Origin of the sequence: Campylobacter concisus (assembly GCF_002912425.1) — a bacterium.
In the GTDB taxonomy this organism is placed as follows: domain Bacteria; phylum Campylobacterota; class Campylobacteria; order Campylobacterales; family Campylobacteraceae; genus Campylobacter_A; species Campylobacter_A concisus_AH.
This window is the reverse complement of sequence record NZ_POYR01000164.1, coordinates 1-15,914: the sequence shown is the minus strand read 5'-3', so window position 1 is coordinate 15,914 and position 15,914 is coordinate 1. Positions and strand designations below refer to the sequence as shown.

Below are 15,914 nucleotides of genomic sequence, written 5' to 3'. Positions count from 1 at the left end.
TACTTGGCTGCAGGGCTTGTCTTATTTTGTCTTTTTGGTAGTTTTTAGCAGTTTTTGTGATCCATTTTTGCAAATTGATAACGGGTTTTGCGATTTTTTGCTTGCCTGATATCTTTTTTGTGGCGAAAGTTTGATGACCGTTTGTTTTTTACTTGGGCTTTGGCTAAAGCTAAATTTGCAAAAGCCCGCCCAAGTTTTTGGCTTTTTAAATTTCTCCTTTTTTTGCTTTATTTTTGTTCTGGCATTTTTGTCGCTTGTATGCTATCATTAGCCACAAAAAATGTCATTTAAAGAGAATGAAAGATGAATTTTTACAATAGAAATTTTCTAGCCAAAGAGCTAGATCGCTGGCAAAAAGAGGATGTGGTCGATAAGGCTACCGCTTTAAAAATAGCAAATTTATATGATATAGATCTAAACGCTCATAGCGAAAGGACTAGCTTTATTTTAAAGTTGGTTGCTTATCTCTTTTTCGCGCTGGCATTTTTTACCCTAGTTGGAGCCTACTGGGAGGAGATACCAAGGATGGGGCGCCTTGTCATCATCTTTGGCGTGCTTGCTCTTTTAAATTTTGGCGGAGTTTATTATCTTAAAAAAGGCAAAGATAAGCTTGGCGCGGCTACGCTCTTTTTGGGAAATTTCTGCTATGGAGCAGCCATAGCGCTTATCGCTCAAATTTATAATATTAGCGACGAGCCAAGCGGTGGAGTTTTGCTCTGGAGCGTTGGAGCTATGGCGCTCTCTTTTGCTAGTAAAAAGGCTTTGCTGGTGGCTCAAAGCCTTGTTTTTGCGACGATCTGGTTTGTTTTAAAGGGCATGGGTGGCGAGTTTGCTTATGAATTTGTCGTCTTTATAGCCCTTGGCGCCTACGCGCTTTATAAAAGTGACTCGGCATTTCTTGCGATTGTGCTTTTAGCGGATATATTTTTCTACATCGTTTCGCTTTGCGCTAAGATCAGTGGGTTTAATGAATTTTATGGCTATGATGATCTTATGTTTAGAGCGCCGATGGCTGCTACTTTATCGCTCTCATACGCGCTTTTACTTGTCGCGCTCTTTAGCACGTTAGCTGGCTTTAGAGATAGGCTAGCGCACCTTGTAAAAGGCTTTGGCAAGTATCTTGGCATCGTTATCTTGATCGTTTGCCTGATAGCTTATGCAAATGGCGATATCTACGAGCTAGAAGAAGATAAATTTTGGTTTGCAAAAGCATTTTTTTATAGCAGTTTTGGCAAGGTTTTTGCCGTATTTAGCATTGCTAGCATTGCGCTATTTTTCAAAGAAAAAAACAAAAGTGGCTTACTTCTTGGCTTGATACTCTTTGCGTTGCCATTTGTCTTTAGCTTTGGCGTGGGATATGCAAATATCTTCTTCTCGCTAGCAAACATCATCGTCGCAGCTGTGCTTATCAAAAATGGCGAGCTAACGCTAGGACTATGCATGATATTCTTAGTTGCTGTGGTTAGATACTTTGAGCTAATAGGCGATTATTTGGGGGCTACGGCGCTATTTATCATCTTTGCCTTCGTCGTGCTCGCAGTTGCTGCTAAAAAAGGACGTACAAAATGAAGATAAGATCACTAATACTAGCCATAATTTTTCAAATTTTACTAATAATTGCGATGCTCGCATACGCGCTCATGCCACTTTATCTTGGAAAAGAGATAAAAGTGAGGGTAAATCTCTACGATCCAAGAGATCTCTTTCGTGGGAACTACGTGAGCTTGAGCTATGATTTTTCAAATTTGCAGCAGTATAAATTTGATGAAAAAACTGGCGTTGAGATAGATCAATATGATAGAAATTTCTCAAAAAATGATGAAATTTACGCCATTTTGAAGCAAGATGCGAATGCCACTTACGCTTTTGATAAATTTAGCTTTACTAAGCCAAAAGATGCTCTTTTCTTAGCTGGTAAATTTGATGGATATTCATTTGTAAAATATGGCATCGAAGAGTTTTACATGCCAACTAAAAAGGCAAAGCAGACTGAGCGAGAGATGATGGATCAAGATGTGGATGCTGTTGCTGTTTTGATGGTAATGGATGATGGCAGGGCAAGGCTAAAAGATCTCATCATCACGCCAAATGGTAAAAAAAGAAGCAGTGATGAAAATTTTGATGAAAATGGCTACACAGATGATAACGAGAGCCTTGAAGAGCCAGTTCGCTTGCAAGATCAAAGGTAAATTTAAAGGGACGATTAAAAAACGGGTTAATTTATCTCATTTGCATAAAATGCCCTTAAATTTTAATTTTATTTTTAAATTTAAGCGTTAAAATCTCTGAAAATTAATAAAAAAGGATAATAAAATGTGTAAAGATTGCGGTTGTTCAATGGGAAATCACGCCCATACTCACACTCACGCTGATGGCACTACTCACTCACACCCACACACTCATGATGGGCATACAGATCACGCTAATGACGCACACGAGCATAGCCACGAGGCTCACGCACACCCTGTGCTAAACGAGAGCAAAACCATAGACGTGATAGAGAAAATTCTATCTGAAAACGACAAAGAGGCAGCTCACAATAGAGCGCATCTTGATGAGAAAAAGATACTTTGTGTAAATTTGATGAGTAGCCCAGGCGCTGGCAAGACTACGCTTTTAGAGGCTACGATAAAGGCTGGCAAATTTAAAATAGGCGTTGTTGAGGGCGATTTAGAAACAAATCAAGATGCCGACCGCATAGTAAAAGCTGGCGCAAAAGCTCATCAGATAAGCACAGGTCAGACCTGCCATTTAGACGCTTTTATGGTGCATGAGGGGCTTCATCATCTGCCACTAAACGAGCTTGATCTAGTCTTTATAGAAAATGTTGGAAATTTAGTTTGCCCTGCAAGCTACGACGTTGGCTCACACTTTAACGCTGTGCTTCTTTCAGTGCCAGAGGGCGATGATAAGGTGAGCAAATATCCAGTGATGTTTAGGGCTGCTGACGTGCTTTTGATCACAAAAGCATCGCTTGCACCGCACTTTGACTTTGATATCGAGCGAGTAAAAAACGACGCTAGAAAGCTAAATCCAAAGGTTGATATCTTTGTAGTAGATAACAAAACAGGCGAGGGCATCGACAAATGGATAAGTTATTTGGAATTTAAAAAAGAGCTAAGATAATGTGTCTTTCGATCCCTTCAAAAGTAATAGAAATAGATGAAAATAACGTAGCCACCGTTGAGACTCTGGGCGTTACTAGAAAGGTAAGCCTAGATCTCATCTCTGAAGAGGTAAAAGTTGGCGAATATGTGCTAATCCACGTAGGATATGCCATGCAAAAGATCGATACGCAGTTTGCGCTGGAGAGCTTGGAGGTCTATAAAAAGATCGCTGAGGATATGGACGCGGGGAAAATTTGATGGATCTTATCAATGACTTTCGCGATAAAAATTTAATCCTAGCCCTTTCAAAACTGATACAAAAAGAGAGCGTAAAACCGCTAAATATCATGGAAATTTGCGGTGGCCACACGCACAGTATTATGAAATTTGCACTGCCAAGCTTAGTTGGAGAGCATATAAATTTCATCCACGGCCCAGGCTGTCCGGTCTGCGTGATGCCAAAGAGCCGCATAGACGAGGCCTGTAAGCTAGCTAGCATGGAGAATGTGATCTTTTGCACGCTAGCTGACATGCTAAGAGTGCCTGGCTCAAAGACTAGCTTGCAAAAGCTTCGCGGCGAGGGACACGACATAAGGGCACTTTACACGCCACTTGATGCGCTAAATATCGCTAAGCAAAATCCAGACAAAAAGGTCATATTTTTTGCCATTGGCTTTGAGACGACGACGCCGATGAGCGCAAATTTGGTTGAAAAAGTGGTGCAAGAGGGCATTAAAAATTTATACTTTCATATAAATCACGTGACCGTTCCAGCCCCAGTTAGGGCTATAATGAGCGATGAGAACGTAAGGATACACGCATTTTTGGGTCCAAGTCACGTGAGCGTCATCACGGGTAGCAAAATTTATAAAGAGCTAGCAAGCGAATTTAAAAGGCCCATCGCCATTAGCGGTTTTGAGCCGCTTGATATCATGGCAAGTGTGCTAAATTTAGTCCGTCAGCAAAACGCAGGCACTTATGAAGTCTATAACGAGTACGCAAGGGCTGTCAAAGAAGAGGGCAACCTCAAGGCAAAAGAGCTCATCGCTAAGTACTTTGAGCCGTGCGACTTTGTCTGGAGAGGCCTTGGCGAGATAGCACAAAGTGGCATGAAACTAAAAGATGAGTTTGCTTACCTTGATGCTAGAGTGCAGTTTGACTGCAGTGTAGAGAGCGCTGGCGAGAGCAAAGCTTGCATTTGTGGGCAAATTTTAAGAGGGCTAGCAAAGCCAACAGAGTGTAAAGTCTTTGGTAAAGTTTGCAATCCGCAAAATCCGATAGGATCGTGCATGGTTTCAAGCGAGGGCGCTTGTGCGGCATATTTTAAATACGCAAGAGTTGGTTAAGGAATTTAATGAAAAAGATAATGCTAAGCCACGGCGGCGGCGGCGAGGAGATGAACTCGCTTATAAACGAGACGATATTTAAAATTTTTGATAATGAAATTTTAAGGCAGAGCAACGACTCAGCGATACTAAATTTAAACGGCAAGATCGCATTTAGCTCCGATAGCTTTGTGGTAACTCCCATTTTTTTTAATGGCGGCGACATTGGCAAGATCGCGGCTTGCGGCACTATAAACGACCTTGCGATGGTTGGAGCAAGCGCAAAATACCTAAGCTGCTCGCTCATCATCGAAGAGGGGCTTAGTATAGAGGAGCTCGAGCGTGTGCTTGGCTCGCTTGCAAAAACTTGTAAAGAGAGCGGTGTGAGCGTAGTTTGTGGCGATACAAAGGTCGTGCCAAAGGGCAAATGCGATAAAATTTTCATAAACACAGCAGGCATCGGCGAGATAGTTTGCGAAGGCGTGGAGCTTAAAAATTTAAAAGCAGGGGCAAAAATCTTAATCTCTGGAGATGTTGGCAGACACGGCGGAGTGGTGCTTGCAGCTAGAGAGGAATTTGAGCTTGGGCTTGATCTAAAAAGTGACTGCAAGAGCCTAAAAGAGGTTGCTTTAAGGCTATTTAGCGCTGGTATAAAGCCACAAACTATGCGTGACGCGACAAGGGGTGGACTAAGTGCGGTGCTAAATGAGTGGGCTAAATTTAGCAAATTTGACATCTTAGTTTTTGAAGAAAATATCAAGGTCGCAGACGAAGTGATGGGCGTTTGTGAGCTATTTGGATTTGAGCCTTATGAGCTTGCAAATGAGGGCACTTTTGTGATGGCTGTTGATGAGAGCCAGGCTGATGATGCACTTAAAATTTTAAGAGAATTTGATAAAAACGCGATGATAATAGGCGAGGTTTTGGAGGCAAAAAACGAGCGTGTCATCATCGAAAACGCCTATAAATCAAGAAGATTTCTCGAGCCGCCAAAGGGTGAGCTACTACCAAGGATCTGCTAATGCACGAGCTTAGTATCGTTCAAAATTTAGTCAGCCTTTGCGAGAAAAATGCTGCCAAAGAAAACGCAAAAGAGATAAGCAAGATCGAGATAAAAGTTGGTCGATTAAGCGGAGTGGAGCCACACTATCTGGAGAGTGCATTTGACGTTTATAAGGCTGGCACGATCTGCGAAAACGCCGAGCTTGTCATAAATTTACAAGGCATTGTTGTAGAGTGTTTGGATTGTGGATTTGGCGGGGAGCTTAGCGAAAATGACTTTACTTGTCCAAAGTGTAAAAGCCAAAATTTAAAGGTGACTGACGGCGAGGATATGTATCTTATGCGCCTTGAGATGAAGTAAATTTTACATATTTTTATATGTAAAATTTTATGTTTTTTATTAAAATATTTTAATAGTGGTAGTAGTAAAAAATAGCTACCAAAACCTTGATCTCTAGCTTTTGATATCTTTACGCACTTTACGAGCCTGGGATAATATAAATAATCAAAAATGAGCGCCACTCTTGGCTTTAGAAGCAGCCAATAATTTTTTTCTATAATTTTCGTGCGTTACAGATTTAAACTACTCAAATATCAAAAACGGAGCCTGCAGAACGTTTCTTATGATCTTTAGCGGCGAGAGCAGGGCGTCTTGCAGTATCTGCGTAGAGTACTCTGGCTTTTCAGTCGTGCCGCGTATGGCGATGACGGTTGAGAGCGAGCGGTCTTTGCCAAGGATGATTTGGTTGATAAGTGGGATCTTGTCGATGATGCCGCTTGCGTCTTTTAGTATCTTTAGCTCAAGATCGATATTTATCTTTTTGCTATTTAGATCGATCGTGCCGCGTCCGCCGATATCTGCGCTCGTGCCTATCATCTCAATCGCTAAAAACTCGATCACATCGCCCTTTCTAGTAAGTAAAATTTTGCCGTTTTTAACAGTAAAACCCTTGTCGTTAAAGTCAGGTGTTTTAAAGCTAAGAAGCGACGGCACCGAGTTTAAAAAGCTTAAGAGCCTTTGATAAAAGATGTAGTCTTTTAGATACGTGCCAAAAAATCTCACCTCAGCCTTGAAATTTTTAGAGTTTTCTCCAAGCATTTTTAGGCGAAATTTACCGCCCTCAAAGCTCTTGGTACCTAAAAGACCATTTATAAACTCGCCGCTTATATCAGTTGCGTCCAAATTTATGCTTTTCTCATCGCTAAAATATCCAACTCTGCCTTGCTTTGCTAGTCCATTTAGCGAGGTGCTTTTGCCTTTTTTCTCGGCGCTAAAGCTAGTAAATGGCAAGGTTTTGTTTAAGTCCTTTAAGATGATGTCGCCATTTTTTGCAAAAAGTTCAAGCGGCGTGCTTTGCTCTTTTGTGCTGTTGTCATCAAGGACAAGTAAATTTAGATCGTTGCTCTTAGCTTCTATGCCTTTTTCGGCGATGTTTAAAGAGAGTTTTTTGCTCGCACTTTGCACCTTTACGCCAGCTTTTGAGACCGTGATCAAAAAGTCGTCACTATCATATTTTGAGCCATTTTTATCCAAAAACGGCATGTCAAATTTAAGACCTTTTGCCAAAATTTCAAGATTAACAAAGTCCTTGCTTTTTATGCTCACATCATCAAAACCAAGCACGCCATTTTGCTTTAAAACTGGGGAGTTTTGCATGATAAAGTTACTGTTTTTGGTGGCTATCAAGCTCTCATTACCAAAGCTTAAATTTATCCCAAAAGGCTCAATGCTAAGTGTGGTCTCGCTTGGCTTACTAAAGTCAAGAAGCGCGCTAAATGGCTCATTTTTAAAGGCTAAAATTTCATCATTTTTCTCTTTTAGGTCAAAGCTTTCTATAACGCCTTTTATCTCGCCGGTGCTTTTTTGTAAATTTATATCTGCTTTTGCATTTGCTCTGAAAAAATCAAGCCCAAAGCCGCTTGCATCGATGTTTAGCGCAGAAGTATTTACAAGCTTTACAAGGGCACTTTTAGCGTTAAATTTACTCCCAGCGATATCTAAAACCGCGTCACTTATCTTAAAATCGCCATTTGCGATGACGCTTTTTTCATCAAAATTTTCTAAGCTTTTCTCGTCTAGTTTTATCAAAATTTTTAGGCTAGCGTCCATTTTGCCGCTTAGCTGCCTAACTGGCACGTTGATCTTATAAGCTCTTAGTATCTCATTTATCGCCTCATCGTAAATGGAATTTGTCTTTATAAAAAGCTCTAAATTTGCGCTCTTTTCATCAAAGATGTTGTTTATAGCAACATTTGAGCCATCAAGCTTTTTGCCTTTATAAACTGGAGCTGTAAGGTCAAATTTAAGCTTTGAGTTATTAAGCGTGATATTTGCCTCAGCGACATTTACGGCTGGTAAGCCTTTATCAAATTTAACAAGTAAATTTTTGGCATTTGCAGTCGCATTTAGGTCGTTTAGATAAAGGTCATTTTTGGCTAGATCAGCCTTGCCGTTTATCTCGTTTAGGTGGTAGTCATCAGCCACGACATAGCCATATATCCAGTTTTTAACCTCGCTGTTTAGGTGTATGCGACTATCAAGCTCAGCGATGAAGTCCTTGATACTGCCAGCATTTACGTCATAGGCTTTGTAAGTTAAAAGTGTATCTTTTAAGGCAAAGCTAAGCTTGCCATTTAGCTCGTGCGAGGTGAAATTTCCATCAAATTTATAGTCATCTTTGTCAAAATTTGCGCTGCCTTCGCCACTGATGCTTACGTTAAAATCTTTAAGGCTTAAATTTCTTACTATGAAGCGATCGACGCCGTTTTGCTGCTCTTTTTGAAATTTGATATCGATGTTTAGATAAGGGCTATCAACGAAAAATATATCATCTAAAAATAAAATTTTGATCTTAAAATCATCGCCGATTTGCACGCTCTCAAGCGAAATTTCTTGAAAAAATGTGTCAAGATAATCCACACCCTGGCTAAGGTTTAAAAGCTGCTTGTCGCTGGCTTTTTGCTCTGCGTTTTGTTTAAATTTAGGCAGCTTGATCTGCTTTGCTCTTACAATTATTTTTTTATCTAACTTTATATATAATTGCTCCAATTTTACGCCGTAAAACTCGAAATCGTTAATTTTTATGCCGTATTTTAAAAGCAAAAGAAGCGAAAGAATCAAAATGATGAAAAATTTTATAAAAAAGCCATATCTGGATATTTTCTTTGATATCGTACTCATCGTTGTCCTAAGCGTATTTGTTTATTTGGCACGCCCCATAAACACGAGCAAGGTCGTCTTTGTGCCAAAGGGAAGTGTGGGCGAAATTATATCTTATTTAGCTAATCGCAACTTTAACCTAAGTGCGATCGACAAGTACGCCATGCGCTTCATCGGCTTGCCTCAGTCAGGCTGGATCGAGATAGGTAAAGATAAAATTTCAAGGGTTGATTTTTTAAAAAAACTTGCCAAAGCAAAGGCTGCGATGACCGAGATCACGCTAATACCTGGCGAGACTACGATCGTTTTTTTAAACCAGATCGCTGCTCAGCTAGGACTTGACGGAGCTAAACTAAATAGCGAGTATAACGCCCTTGTGCCAGTGAGCGATGGCTTTTTAATGCCAAATACCTATAAAATTCCAATAGGCATCAGTGAAAGACATCTAGCCTATTACCTTGTAAATTCATCTAAAAAGGCGCAAAGCGAGATCAGCAGGAAAATTTTTGGCGAGTACAACGAGAAAAAATGGTTTAAAATTCTAACCATCGCCTCCATCATCCAAAAAGAGGCCGCTAACGACGCTGAGATGCCTCTTGTCGCTTCAGTCATCTACAACCGCCTAGATAAGGGCATGAGGCTGCAGATGGATGGCACGCTAAATTATGGCATCTACTCGCACGATGTGATCACGGCTGAGCGCATAAGAAGCGACATGAGCGAGTTTAATACCTATCTAAACGACGGCATACCGCCAAGTCCAGTTTGCTGCGTCTCTATAAGTGCGATAAAAGCAGCGATAAACCCTGCAAAGAGCGATTATCTATACTTTGTGCTTGATAAAAAGGCGAAAAAACACATTTTTTCAAAAACCTTAAGCGAGCACAATCAAAATATCGCAAAATAGGGCTAAAATACAACTATCTTTAATAAAAAACGTGATAAATTTCAAAAAATCAAAAGGGCTAAAATGAGTGACATTATCTGGACTAAAACTGACGAAGCACCGCTATTTGCAAGCTACTCTCTCTTTCCTATCGTTAAGAGCTTTTTATCACGCGCTGGCATTAGCATAACCAGGGCTGACATAAGCCTAGCAGGGCGAATTTTATCTCTTTTTAGTAAAGAGCTTGGGCTAAACAAGGCCGATGAGCTAGAGCTTTTGGGTGAGCTAACCGCGCATAAAGAGGCAAATATCATAAAACTGCCAAACATCTCAGCCACACTCGTTCAGCTAAAAGCAGCGATAGAGGAGCTTAGAAGCAAGGGCATAAATGTGCCATTTTATCCAGACGAGATCATCACAGACTACGATGAAGAGGTCGCTAAAAAATATGCAAAAGTGCTTGGAAGTGCGGTAAATCCAGTGCTAAGACAAGGCAATTCAGACAGAAGAGTTTTGCCACCGGTTAAAGAATTTGCCAAAAAGCATCCACATAGCAACGGAGACTGGGATAAGACAAATAAAACTAAAATTTGCTACATGCAAAAGGGCGATTTTTACGAAAATGAGCGCTCAATAATCGCTAGCAAAGATGAGAAATTTTATATAAATTTTATAAGTTTAGATGGCAAAAAAGAGCTTTTAAAAGAGCTTGCCGTCCAAAGTGGCGAGATAGTTGATGCTACATATTTAAGCGTAGATGAGCTAGATAAATTTTATGAAAGCTGCTTTGATGAGGCAAAAAAAGAGAATTTGACCTTGAGCTTGCATCTAAAATGCACGATGATGAAGGTTAGCGACCCAGTCATTTTCGCGCATGCAATAAAGAGCTATTTTAAAGAGGTTTTTGAGCTATTTGGCGATGAATTTAAGGCTCACGGAGTTGAGGCAAAAAACGGCTTAAAAGATATGTTTTCTAAAATTTCAACTCTTAAAAATAAAGATGAAATTTTGGCTAAATTTGATGAAATTTTGAGCAAAAAGGCAAAAATTTGGGCATTAAATGAAAATGCTAGCAACTTTTACGTGCCAAATGACGTCATCATCGACGCTTCCGTGCCTGCGCTCATTAGAAACTCTGGCAAGGTAAAAGACAAAAACGGCGAGCTAAATTTCTCGCTTTGTATGATCCCAGATAGGACCTACGCTAGAGTTTATGAGGCCTGCGTGGCGGACTTTAAAGAGCATGGCGCGCTTGATGTGAGCAAGATCGGCAGCGTGGCAAACGTGGGGCTTATGGCTAAAAAGGCCGAGGAGTATGGCAGCCACGATAAGACTTTCATCGCAAAAGAGGACGGAGAATTTGTTGTTTGTAACGAAGCTGGCGAGAGCGTCTTTAAATTTAGCGTTAAAAGTGGCGATATCTTTCGGATGACGCAGGCTAAAGAAGATGCGATAAATGCGTGGTTTGAGCTTGCCTTAAAAAGAGGCGAAATTTCAAAAGATGAGCTTATATTTTGGCTAGATAGCAGCCGCGATCATGATAGAAATTTGATAGCTAAATTTGACAAATTTAGAGATAAATTTACTAATGCTGGCGTGAAATTTGAAATTTTAAACTACGAGCAAGCAACTAAAAAATCGCTTGAAGCGATAAGAGCTGGCAAAGACGTCATAGGCGTAACTGGCAACGTTTTAAGAGACTATCTAACCGATCTTTTTCCGATATTTGAGCTAGGCGGCAGCTCAAAAATGCTCTCAGTTGTGCCATTGCTTGCTGGTGGAGCGATGTTTGAGACTGGTGCTGGTGGGACGGCTCCGACGCTTGTAAAAGAGCTAAAAGAGAGAAATCACCTGCTTTGGGACAGTCTGGGCGAGTTTTTGGCGCTTAGTGCTTCGCTTGAACATCTAGCATTTTTTAGGCAAAAAAAAGAGGCAAAAGAGCTAAGCGATGCGCTAAATAGGGCTGTTGCTAGCTATTTGGACGAAAACAAAACGCCAAACGCCACTCTTGATACTAGAGAGTCACACTTCTATCTAGCGCTATTTTGGGCGAGAGAGATGGCAAAAAGTGGTGGGGTTTTAAGCAAAATCTTTGAAAATTTAGCAGACGAGCTAGAGAAAAACGAGAGCGAAATTCTAAAGCAGATCAGAGAAAAAGATGGTGCAAGCGTGGAATTTGGCGGATACTACCTGCTAGATGAAGCAAGAGCTAATGAGGTCATGAGACCAAGTGAAATTTTAAATCAAATAATAGGATAAGAGATGAAAATAAGTGTAGTTGGAGCTGGAAACGTCGGTGCTAGCATAGCTTATGCGCTTTGTATGAGAGAGCTTTGCGATGAGATCGCGCTTGTAGATATATTTGGTGACGTGGCGCGCGCAAAAGCGATCGATCTAGCGCAGTCAAGCTGCGTCTTTAACGCTAAAACTAGCGTTTGTGGTGGCGATGATTTTGTGCTAATTGAAGGTAGTGACATTGTCATAGTCACAGCTGGAAGCCCAAGAAAAGAGGGTCAAACTAGAGAAGATCTGCTACTTAAAAACGCCGTTGTCGTAAAGCAAACAGCGCAAAAGATAGCTGAATTTGCCAAAAACGCAGTGATAATAGTCGTTACAAATCCGCTTGACGTGATGGTCTGGACGGCACATAAATTTAGCGGTTTTAGCAAAAACAAGGTAGTCGGCATGGCTGGCGAGCTAGATAGCGCAAGGTGCAGATATGAGCTAGCGCTTTTAAAAGATAAAGATGCCAGCAAGCTAAGAGCAAAGATCGTCGGCGCTCACAATGACGAGATGATCGTATCAGCTAGCAATATCAGCGAAAATTTAAATGAAAATGAGCTAAAAGCGCTCAAAAAAGAGACAAGCACTGGCGGCGCAAAGATCGTTAAACTGCTTGGCACTTCAGCTTACTACGCGCCAGCGGCTGCGGCTGTGAAGATGTGCGAGATGATCGTTGGCAAGAGCGATGAGATAATAAGCGCTAGCGTGCTAATAGACGATGAGCTAAGTTGCGGCAGGCTAGTAAGGCTCGGACGTGATGGCTTAAAAGAAATTTTAGAGCTAAATTTAGACGAAGACGAGCAAGAGCAACTAAACAAAAGTGAAGCTGAGATTAGAAAAAATATCAAATTTTTAAAAGAAAACTTAGAGTAGGAAGATATATGATCGTAAAAGAAAATGTCCCAGTTTGGGTCGATGAGAGCAGGTGTAAGGCCTGTGATGTCTGCGTGAGCTACTGCCCAGCAGGCGTGCTAGGTATGAGGCTTGAGCCAAAGGCGGTGCTTGGCAAGATGATAGAGGTGGTCTATGCCGACTCATGCATAGGATGCCGTGACTGCGAGCTTCACTGCCCTGATTTTGCCATTTATGTTGCTGATAAAGGCTTTAAATTTGCAAAGCTAACGCCTGAAAGCAAAGAGCGAGCTGCAGCCGTAAAGGCAAATAAATTTGCAAAACTTGGAGAGAGCGCATGAGAGAGGTAGTATCAACTGGAAATGCCCTAGTAGCAAGGGCTGCGGTCGAGTGTGGCTGTAACTTCTTTGGCGGATATCCTATCACTCCAAGCAGCGAGATCGCCCACGAGCTAAGCGTGCTTTTGCCAAAAAACGGCGGTACATTTATACAAATGGAAGATGAGATAGCTGGAATTTCAGTAGCTCTTGGCGCAAGTGCGAGCGGTGCTAAAGCGATGACTGCTAGCTCTGGTCCTGGAATTTCACTAAAGGCTGAGCAAATAGGTCTTGGCTTTATCGCTGAGATACCGCTTGTCATCGTAAATGTCATGCGCGGTGGCCCTTCAACTGGCCTGCCTACCCGCGTCGCACAAGGCGATATCTTGCAGGCTAAAAACCCAACTCACGGCGATGTAAATATGATAGTGCTAGCGCCTGGTAGCCTAGAGGAGTGCTATACGCAGACTGTGCGAGCGTTTAACCTCGCAGCTAGGTTTATGACGCCAGTTATGCTGCTACTTGATGAGACGATAGGCCACATGCAAGCAAGGGTGCGTCTGCCAGAAATCAGCGAGCTAGAAATTTATAAAAGAAGAGAATTTTGTGGCGAGCCAAAAGAGTATAAACCCTACGAGGCAGCACCAGACGCGCCAGCCACGCTAAATCCTTTCTTTAAAGGCTATCACTACCACATAACTGGGCTTCATCACGGCGCTACTGGCTTTCCAACAGAAGATGGCAAGATCGTTGAATACTCAATGAATAGGCTGTTTAACAAGATAAATTTACACACTGATGAGTGCGAGAAATTTGAAGAGTTTATGCTTGATGACGCTGAAATTTGCATCATCGCCTTTGGTAGCGTGGCGCTTTCGGCTAAGCAAGCGATATTAAATTTACGTGAAAAAGGGCTAAAAGTAGGGCTATTTAAGCCACTCACACTCTTTCCAGCTCCAGCTAAAAAACTAAAAGAGATATCAGATAAATTTAAGAAAATTTTGGTCTGCGAGCTAAATTTAGGTCAATATAGTGGCGAAATTTCAAAGATCATCTTAAGAGATGACTTTGCAAAACTGCTAAAAGCAAACGGCAGACCGATAAGCCCAAGCGAGATCGAGGCGAAGATAGGAGAAATTTATGGCTTTTAATTATGATAAATATTTACGAACAGATAAAATGCCTACTCTTTGGTGCTGGGGCTGTGGCGACGGCGTCATACTAAAGGCGCTCATCCGCGCTATCGACACGATGGGCTGGGATATGAACGACGTTTGCGTGGTCTCAGGCATAGGCTGCTCTGGCCGCTTTAGCGGATATCTAGACTGCAACACCATTCACACGACGCACGGCAGAGCCATAGCCTACGCCACTGGCGTAAAGATGGCAAACCCAGACAAGCATGTCATCGTAGTAACTGGCGATGGCGACGGACTGGCGATCGGAGGCAACCACACGATACATGGATGCCGCCGAAATATCGGGCTAAATCACATCCTAATAAACAACTTCATATACGCACTTACAAACTCGCAAACTAGCCCAACGACGCCAAAGGGCATGTGGACGGTCACAGCGCAATACGGCAACATCGATCCTAGCTTTGACGCCTGTAAGCTCGCAACCGCAGCAGGTGCTAGCTTTGTCGCGCGTGGTAGCGTCATCGAGCCTGAGAAGCTCACAAAGCTCTTTGTAGAGGGCTTTAGCCACGATGGATACAGCTTTTTTGATGTATTTTCAAACTGCCATATAAATTTAGGCCGCAAGAACAAAATGGGTGAGGCGGTGAAAAATTTAGAGTGGATAAAGGGCCGCACGACGAGCAAGGTCAAATTTGACATGCTAAGCGACGAGGAGAAAAATGGCATTTTCCCACTTGGCGTTTTGCACAAAGACGAAGAGAAGATCGAATATACCAAGGCTTACGACATGGTAAGAAAGGCTGCTATGAGCGGCGAAGCGATAGATTTTAAGGAGCTAGCATGAAGTCACAGCTAAGATTTGTCGGCGTTGGCGGACAGGGCGTCATACTAGCAGGCGAGATCCTCTCAGCTGCTAAGATAAAGGCGGGCGGATACGGCGTGAAGGCATCTACCTACACATCTCAGGTGCGCGGTGGCCCAACGAAGGTCGATATCATACTTGATGAGAAAGAAATTTTATATCCTTATGCAAACGAGGGCGAGATAGACTTTATGCTAGCAACTGCGCAGATAAGCTACGATGCCTTTAAAAGTGGCGTGAAAGAGGGCGGCGCGATCGTTGTCGAGCCAAATTTGGTAAAAGTAAGTGACGAGGACAAAAAGCGCTGGAAAATTTATGAAATTCCTATCATCTCTATCGCAAAAGACGAGGTCGGAAATGTCATCACCCAAAGCGTCGTGGCTCTTGGTGTGGCTGTGGCGATGAGTGGGTGCATGGATGAAAATTTAGTGCGTGAAGAGATGTTAGCAAGCGTGCCAGCTAAGGTTAAAGAGGCAAATGCTAAAGCTTACGAGCTGGGTCTTAAATACGCAAAAGAGCTTTTAAAATAGAAATTTGGCTAAATTTAGTTTAGCCAAAACCCACAATATGGATCAGATAAAACTAGAAAATTTCCGCAAAGAACATGGCTTTGATATGCCTATCATTAGGAGCTTGTCGGCGGCTGAGTGCTTAGAGATAAGAGAGAATTTGCTTTATAAATTTAGCCTACAAAACATAGATGAGTTTTTCAAGATAGATAAATTTAGCAGGCTTGATGGCTTTAATGCAGACGAAGCAAATTTTGATCTCAAGGCCGCTTTTAGCGAGCTTGGCATCGCCACACCAAATGAAATTTGCATAAATTTTAATAAATTTGAGAGCATTGATATTTTGCGCTTTGATGATCTCTCTAAATTTTTTAGCGATATCTGGTATCCATCACTCGATGATATTGAGATATTTGATATAAATTTAAGCTTCATTGTCTTGGTTAGACATTATGGGGCTATCTATTAT

General features: G+C 41.8%; 16 protein-coding genes. 15 read left to right on the top strand and 1 reads right to left on the bottom strand.

The window, feature by feature from the left end; translation table 11 throughout:
• The first annotated feature begins 303 nt into the window (after positions 1-303).
• The 7 genes from CYP84_RS08785 (at position 304) to hypA (ending at position 5,795) form a co-directional block, all read left to right on the top strand.
• Positions 304-1,569: a DUF2157 domain-containing protein gene (locus CYP84_RS08785; protein WP_103637293.1), complete on the top strand. Its 1,266-nt coding sequence runs from the start codon at positions 304-306 to the stop codon at positions 1,567-1,569.
• Positions 1,566-2,189 carry a GDYXXLXY domain-containing protein gene (locus CYP84_RS08780; protein WP_103637292.1) on the top strand — a complete coding sequence of 208 codons (624 nt, stop codon included), beginning with the start codon at positions 1,566-1,568 and terminating at the stop codon, positions 2,187-2,189. The genes CYP84_RS08785 and CYP84_RS08780 overlap by 4 nt, the downstream gene beginning before the upstream one ends.
• Positions 2,190-2,313: 124 nt before the next feature.
• Positions 2,314-3,126: a hydrogenase nickel incorporation protein HypB gene (hypB, locus tag CYP84_RS08775; protein WP_103637291.1), complete on the top strand. Its 813-nt coding sequence runs from the start codon at positions 2,314-2,316 to the stop codon at positions 3,124-3,126.
• On the top strand, positions 3,126-3,365 hold the full coding sequence (locus CYP84_RS08770; RefSeq protein ID WP_103558480.1) for a HypC/HybG/HupF family hydrogenase formation chaperone: 240 nt from the start codon (positions 3,126-3,128) through the stop codon (positions 3,363-3,365). The genes hypB and CYP84_RS08770 overlap by 1 nt, the downstream gene beginning before the upstream one ends.
• Positions 3,365-4,453, top strand: coding sequence for a hydrogenase formation protein HypD (gene hypD, locus CYP84_RS08765; RefSeq protein ID WP_103637290.1), 1,089 nt, complete (start codon positions 3,365-3,367; stop codon positions 4,451-4,453). Before CYP84_RS08770 ends, hypD begins: the two co-directional genes overlap by 1 nt.
• Before the next feature lie 8 nt (positions 4,454-4,461).
• Positions 4,462-5,454, top strand: a complete 993-nt coding sequence (hypE, locus tag CYP84_RS08760; protein ID WP_103637289.1) for a hydrogenase expression/formation protein HypE — start codon at positions 4,462-4,464, stop codon at positions 5,452-5,454.
• Positions 5,454-5,795: a hydrogenase maturation nickel metallochaperone HypA gene (hypA, locus tag CYP84_RS08755; RefSeq protein ID WP_021085088.1), complete on the top strand. Its 342-nt coding sequence runs from the start codon at positions 5,454-5,456 to the stop codon at positions 5,793-5,795. Before hypE ends, hypA begins: the two co-directional genes overlap by 1 nt.
• Positions 5,796-6,017: 222 nt before the next feature.
• Here the strand turns inward: hypA and CYP84_RS08750 are convergent, their stop codons facing one another.
• Entirely contained in the window at positions 6,018-8,483 is a 2,466-nt protein-coding gene (locus CYP84_RS08750) for an AsmA-like C-terminal domain-containing protein (protein WP_103637315.1), read from the bottom strand.
• A gap of 73 nt (positions 8,484-8,556) precedes the next feature.
• Between CYP84_RS08750 and mltG the strand changes: the two genes are divergently transcribed.
• The 8 genes from mltG to CYP84_RS08710 form a co-directional block, all read left to right on the top strand.
• The gene (mltG, locus tag CYP84_RS08745) at positions 8,557-9,501 is read left to right on the top strand and encodes an endolytic transglycosylase MltG (protein WP_103637288.1); all 945 of its coding nucleotides are present in this window, start codon (positions 8,557-8,559) and stop codon (positions 9,499-9,501) included.
• Between the two features lie 63 nt (positions 9,502-9,564).
• Positions 9,565-11,739, top strand: coding sequence for an NADP-dependent isocitrate dehydrogenase (locus CYP84_RS08740; RefSeq protein ID WP_103637287.1), 2,175 nt, complete (start codon positions 9,565-9,567; stop codon positions 11,737-11,739).
• 3 nt (positions 11,740-11,742) lie between these two features.
• On the top strand, positions 11,743-12,636 hold the full coding sequence (locus CYP84_RS08735; protein WP_103637286.1) for a lactate/malate family dehydrogenase: 894 nt from the start codon (positions 11,743-11,745) through the stop codon (positions 12,634-12,636).
• An 8-nt stretch (positions 12,637-12,644) separates the two neighbouring features.
• Positions 12,645-12,956 (top strand): 4Fe-4S dicluster domain-containing protein, encoded by a 312-nt coding sequence (locus tag CYP84_RS08730; protein ID WP_009293870.1) that lies wholly within the window; start codon positions 12,645-12,647, stop codon positions 12,954-12,956.
• Complete coding sequence (locus CYP84_RS08725; RefSeq protein WP_103637285.1) at positions 12,953-14,083, top strand: 2-oxoglutarate synthase subunit alpha; 1,131 nt, start codon at positions 12,953-12,955, stop codon at positions 14,081-14,083. The genes CYP84_RS08730 and CYP84_RS08725 overlap by 4 nt, the downstream gene beginning before the upstream one ends.
• On the top strand, positions 14,073-14,918 hold the full coding sequence (locus tag CYP84_RS08720; RefSeq protein ID WP_103598803.1) for a 2-oxoglutarate ferredoxin oxidoreductase subunit beta: 846 nt from the start codon (positions 14,073-14,075) through the stop codon (positions 14,916-14,918). Before CYP84_RS08725 ends, CYP84_RS08720 begins: the two co-directional genes overlap by 11 nt.
• Positions 14,915-15,466, top strand: a complete 552-nt coding sequence (locus CYP84_RS08715) for a 2-oxoacid:acceptor oxidoreductase family protein (protein WP_103567213.1) — start codon at positions 14,915-14,917, stop codon at positions 15,464-15,466. Before CYP84_RS08720 ends, CYP84_RS08715 begins: the two co-directional genes overlap by 4 nt.
• 4 nt (positions 15,467-15,470) lie before the next feature.
• A partial coding sequence (locus CYP84_RS08710; protein ID WP_258033920.1) for a hypothetical protein occupies positions 15,471-15,914 on the top strand: 444 nt, incomplete at its 3' end.

Coding starts and splice junctions, on each gene's coding strand:
- CYP84_RS08740 (WP_103637287.1), top strand. CDS start 9,565: ATGAGTGACATTATCTGGACTAAAACTGACGAAGCACCGCTATTTGCA.
- CYP84_RS08730 (WP_009293870.1), top strand. CDS start 12,645: ATGATCGTAAAAGAAAATGTCCCAGTTTGGGTCGATGAGAGCAGGTGT.
- hypD (WP_103637290.1), top strand. CDS start 3,365: ATGGATCTTATCAATGACTTTCGCGATAAAAATTTAATCCTAGCCCTT.
- CYP84_RS08785 (WP_103637293.1), top strand. CDS start 304: ATGAATTTTTACAATAGAAATTTTCTAGCCAAAGAGCTAGATCGCTGG.
- CYP84_RS08770 (WP_103558480.1), top strand. CDS start 3,126: ATGTGTCTTTCGATCCCTTCAAAAGTAATAGAAATAGATGAAAATAAC.
- CYP84_RS08735 (WP_103637286.1), top strand. CDS start 11,743: ATGAAAATAAGTGTAGTTGGAGCTGGAAACGTCGGTGCTAGCATAGCT.
- CYP84_RS08725 (WP_103637285.1), top strand. CDS start 12,953: ATGAGAGAGGTAGTATCAACTGGAAATGCCCTAGTAGCAAGGGCTGCG.
- CYP84_RS08720 (WP_103598803.1), top strand. CDS start 14,073: ATGGCTTTTAATTATGATAAATATTTACGAACAGATAAAATGCCTACT.
- mltG (WP_103637288.1), top strand. CDS start 8,557: ATGATGAAAAATTTTATAAAAAAGCCATATCTGGATATTTTCTTTGAT.
- hypE (WP_103637289.1), top strand. CDS start 4,462: ATGAAAAAGATAATGCTAAGCCACGGCGGCGGCGGCGAGGAGATGAAC.
- hypB (WP_103637291.1), top strand. CDS start 2,314: ATGTGTAAAGATTGCGGTTGTTCAATGGGAAATCACGCCCATACTCAC.
- CYP84_RS08715 (WP_103567213.1), top strand. CDS start 14,915: ATGAAGTCACAGCTAAGATTTGTCGGCGTTGGCGGACAGGGCGTCATA.
- CYP84_RS08780 (WP_103637292.1), top strand. CDS start 1,566: ATGAAGATAAGATCACTAATACTAGCCATAATTTTTCAAATTTTACTA.
- hypA (WP_021085088.1), top strand. CDS start 5,454: ATGCACGAGCTTAGTATCGTTCAAAATTTAGTCAGCCTTTGCGAGAAA.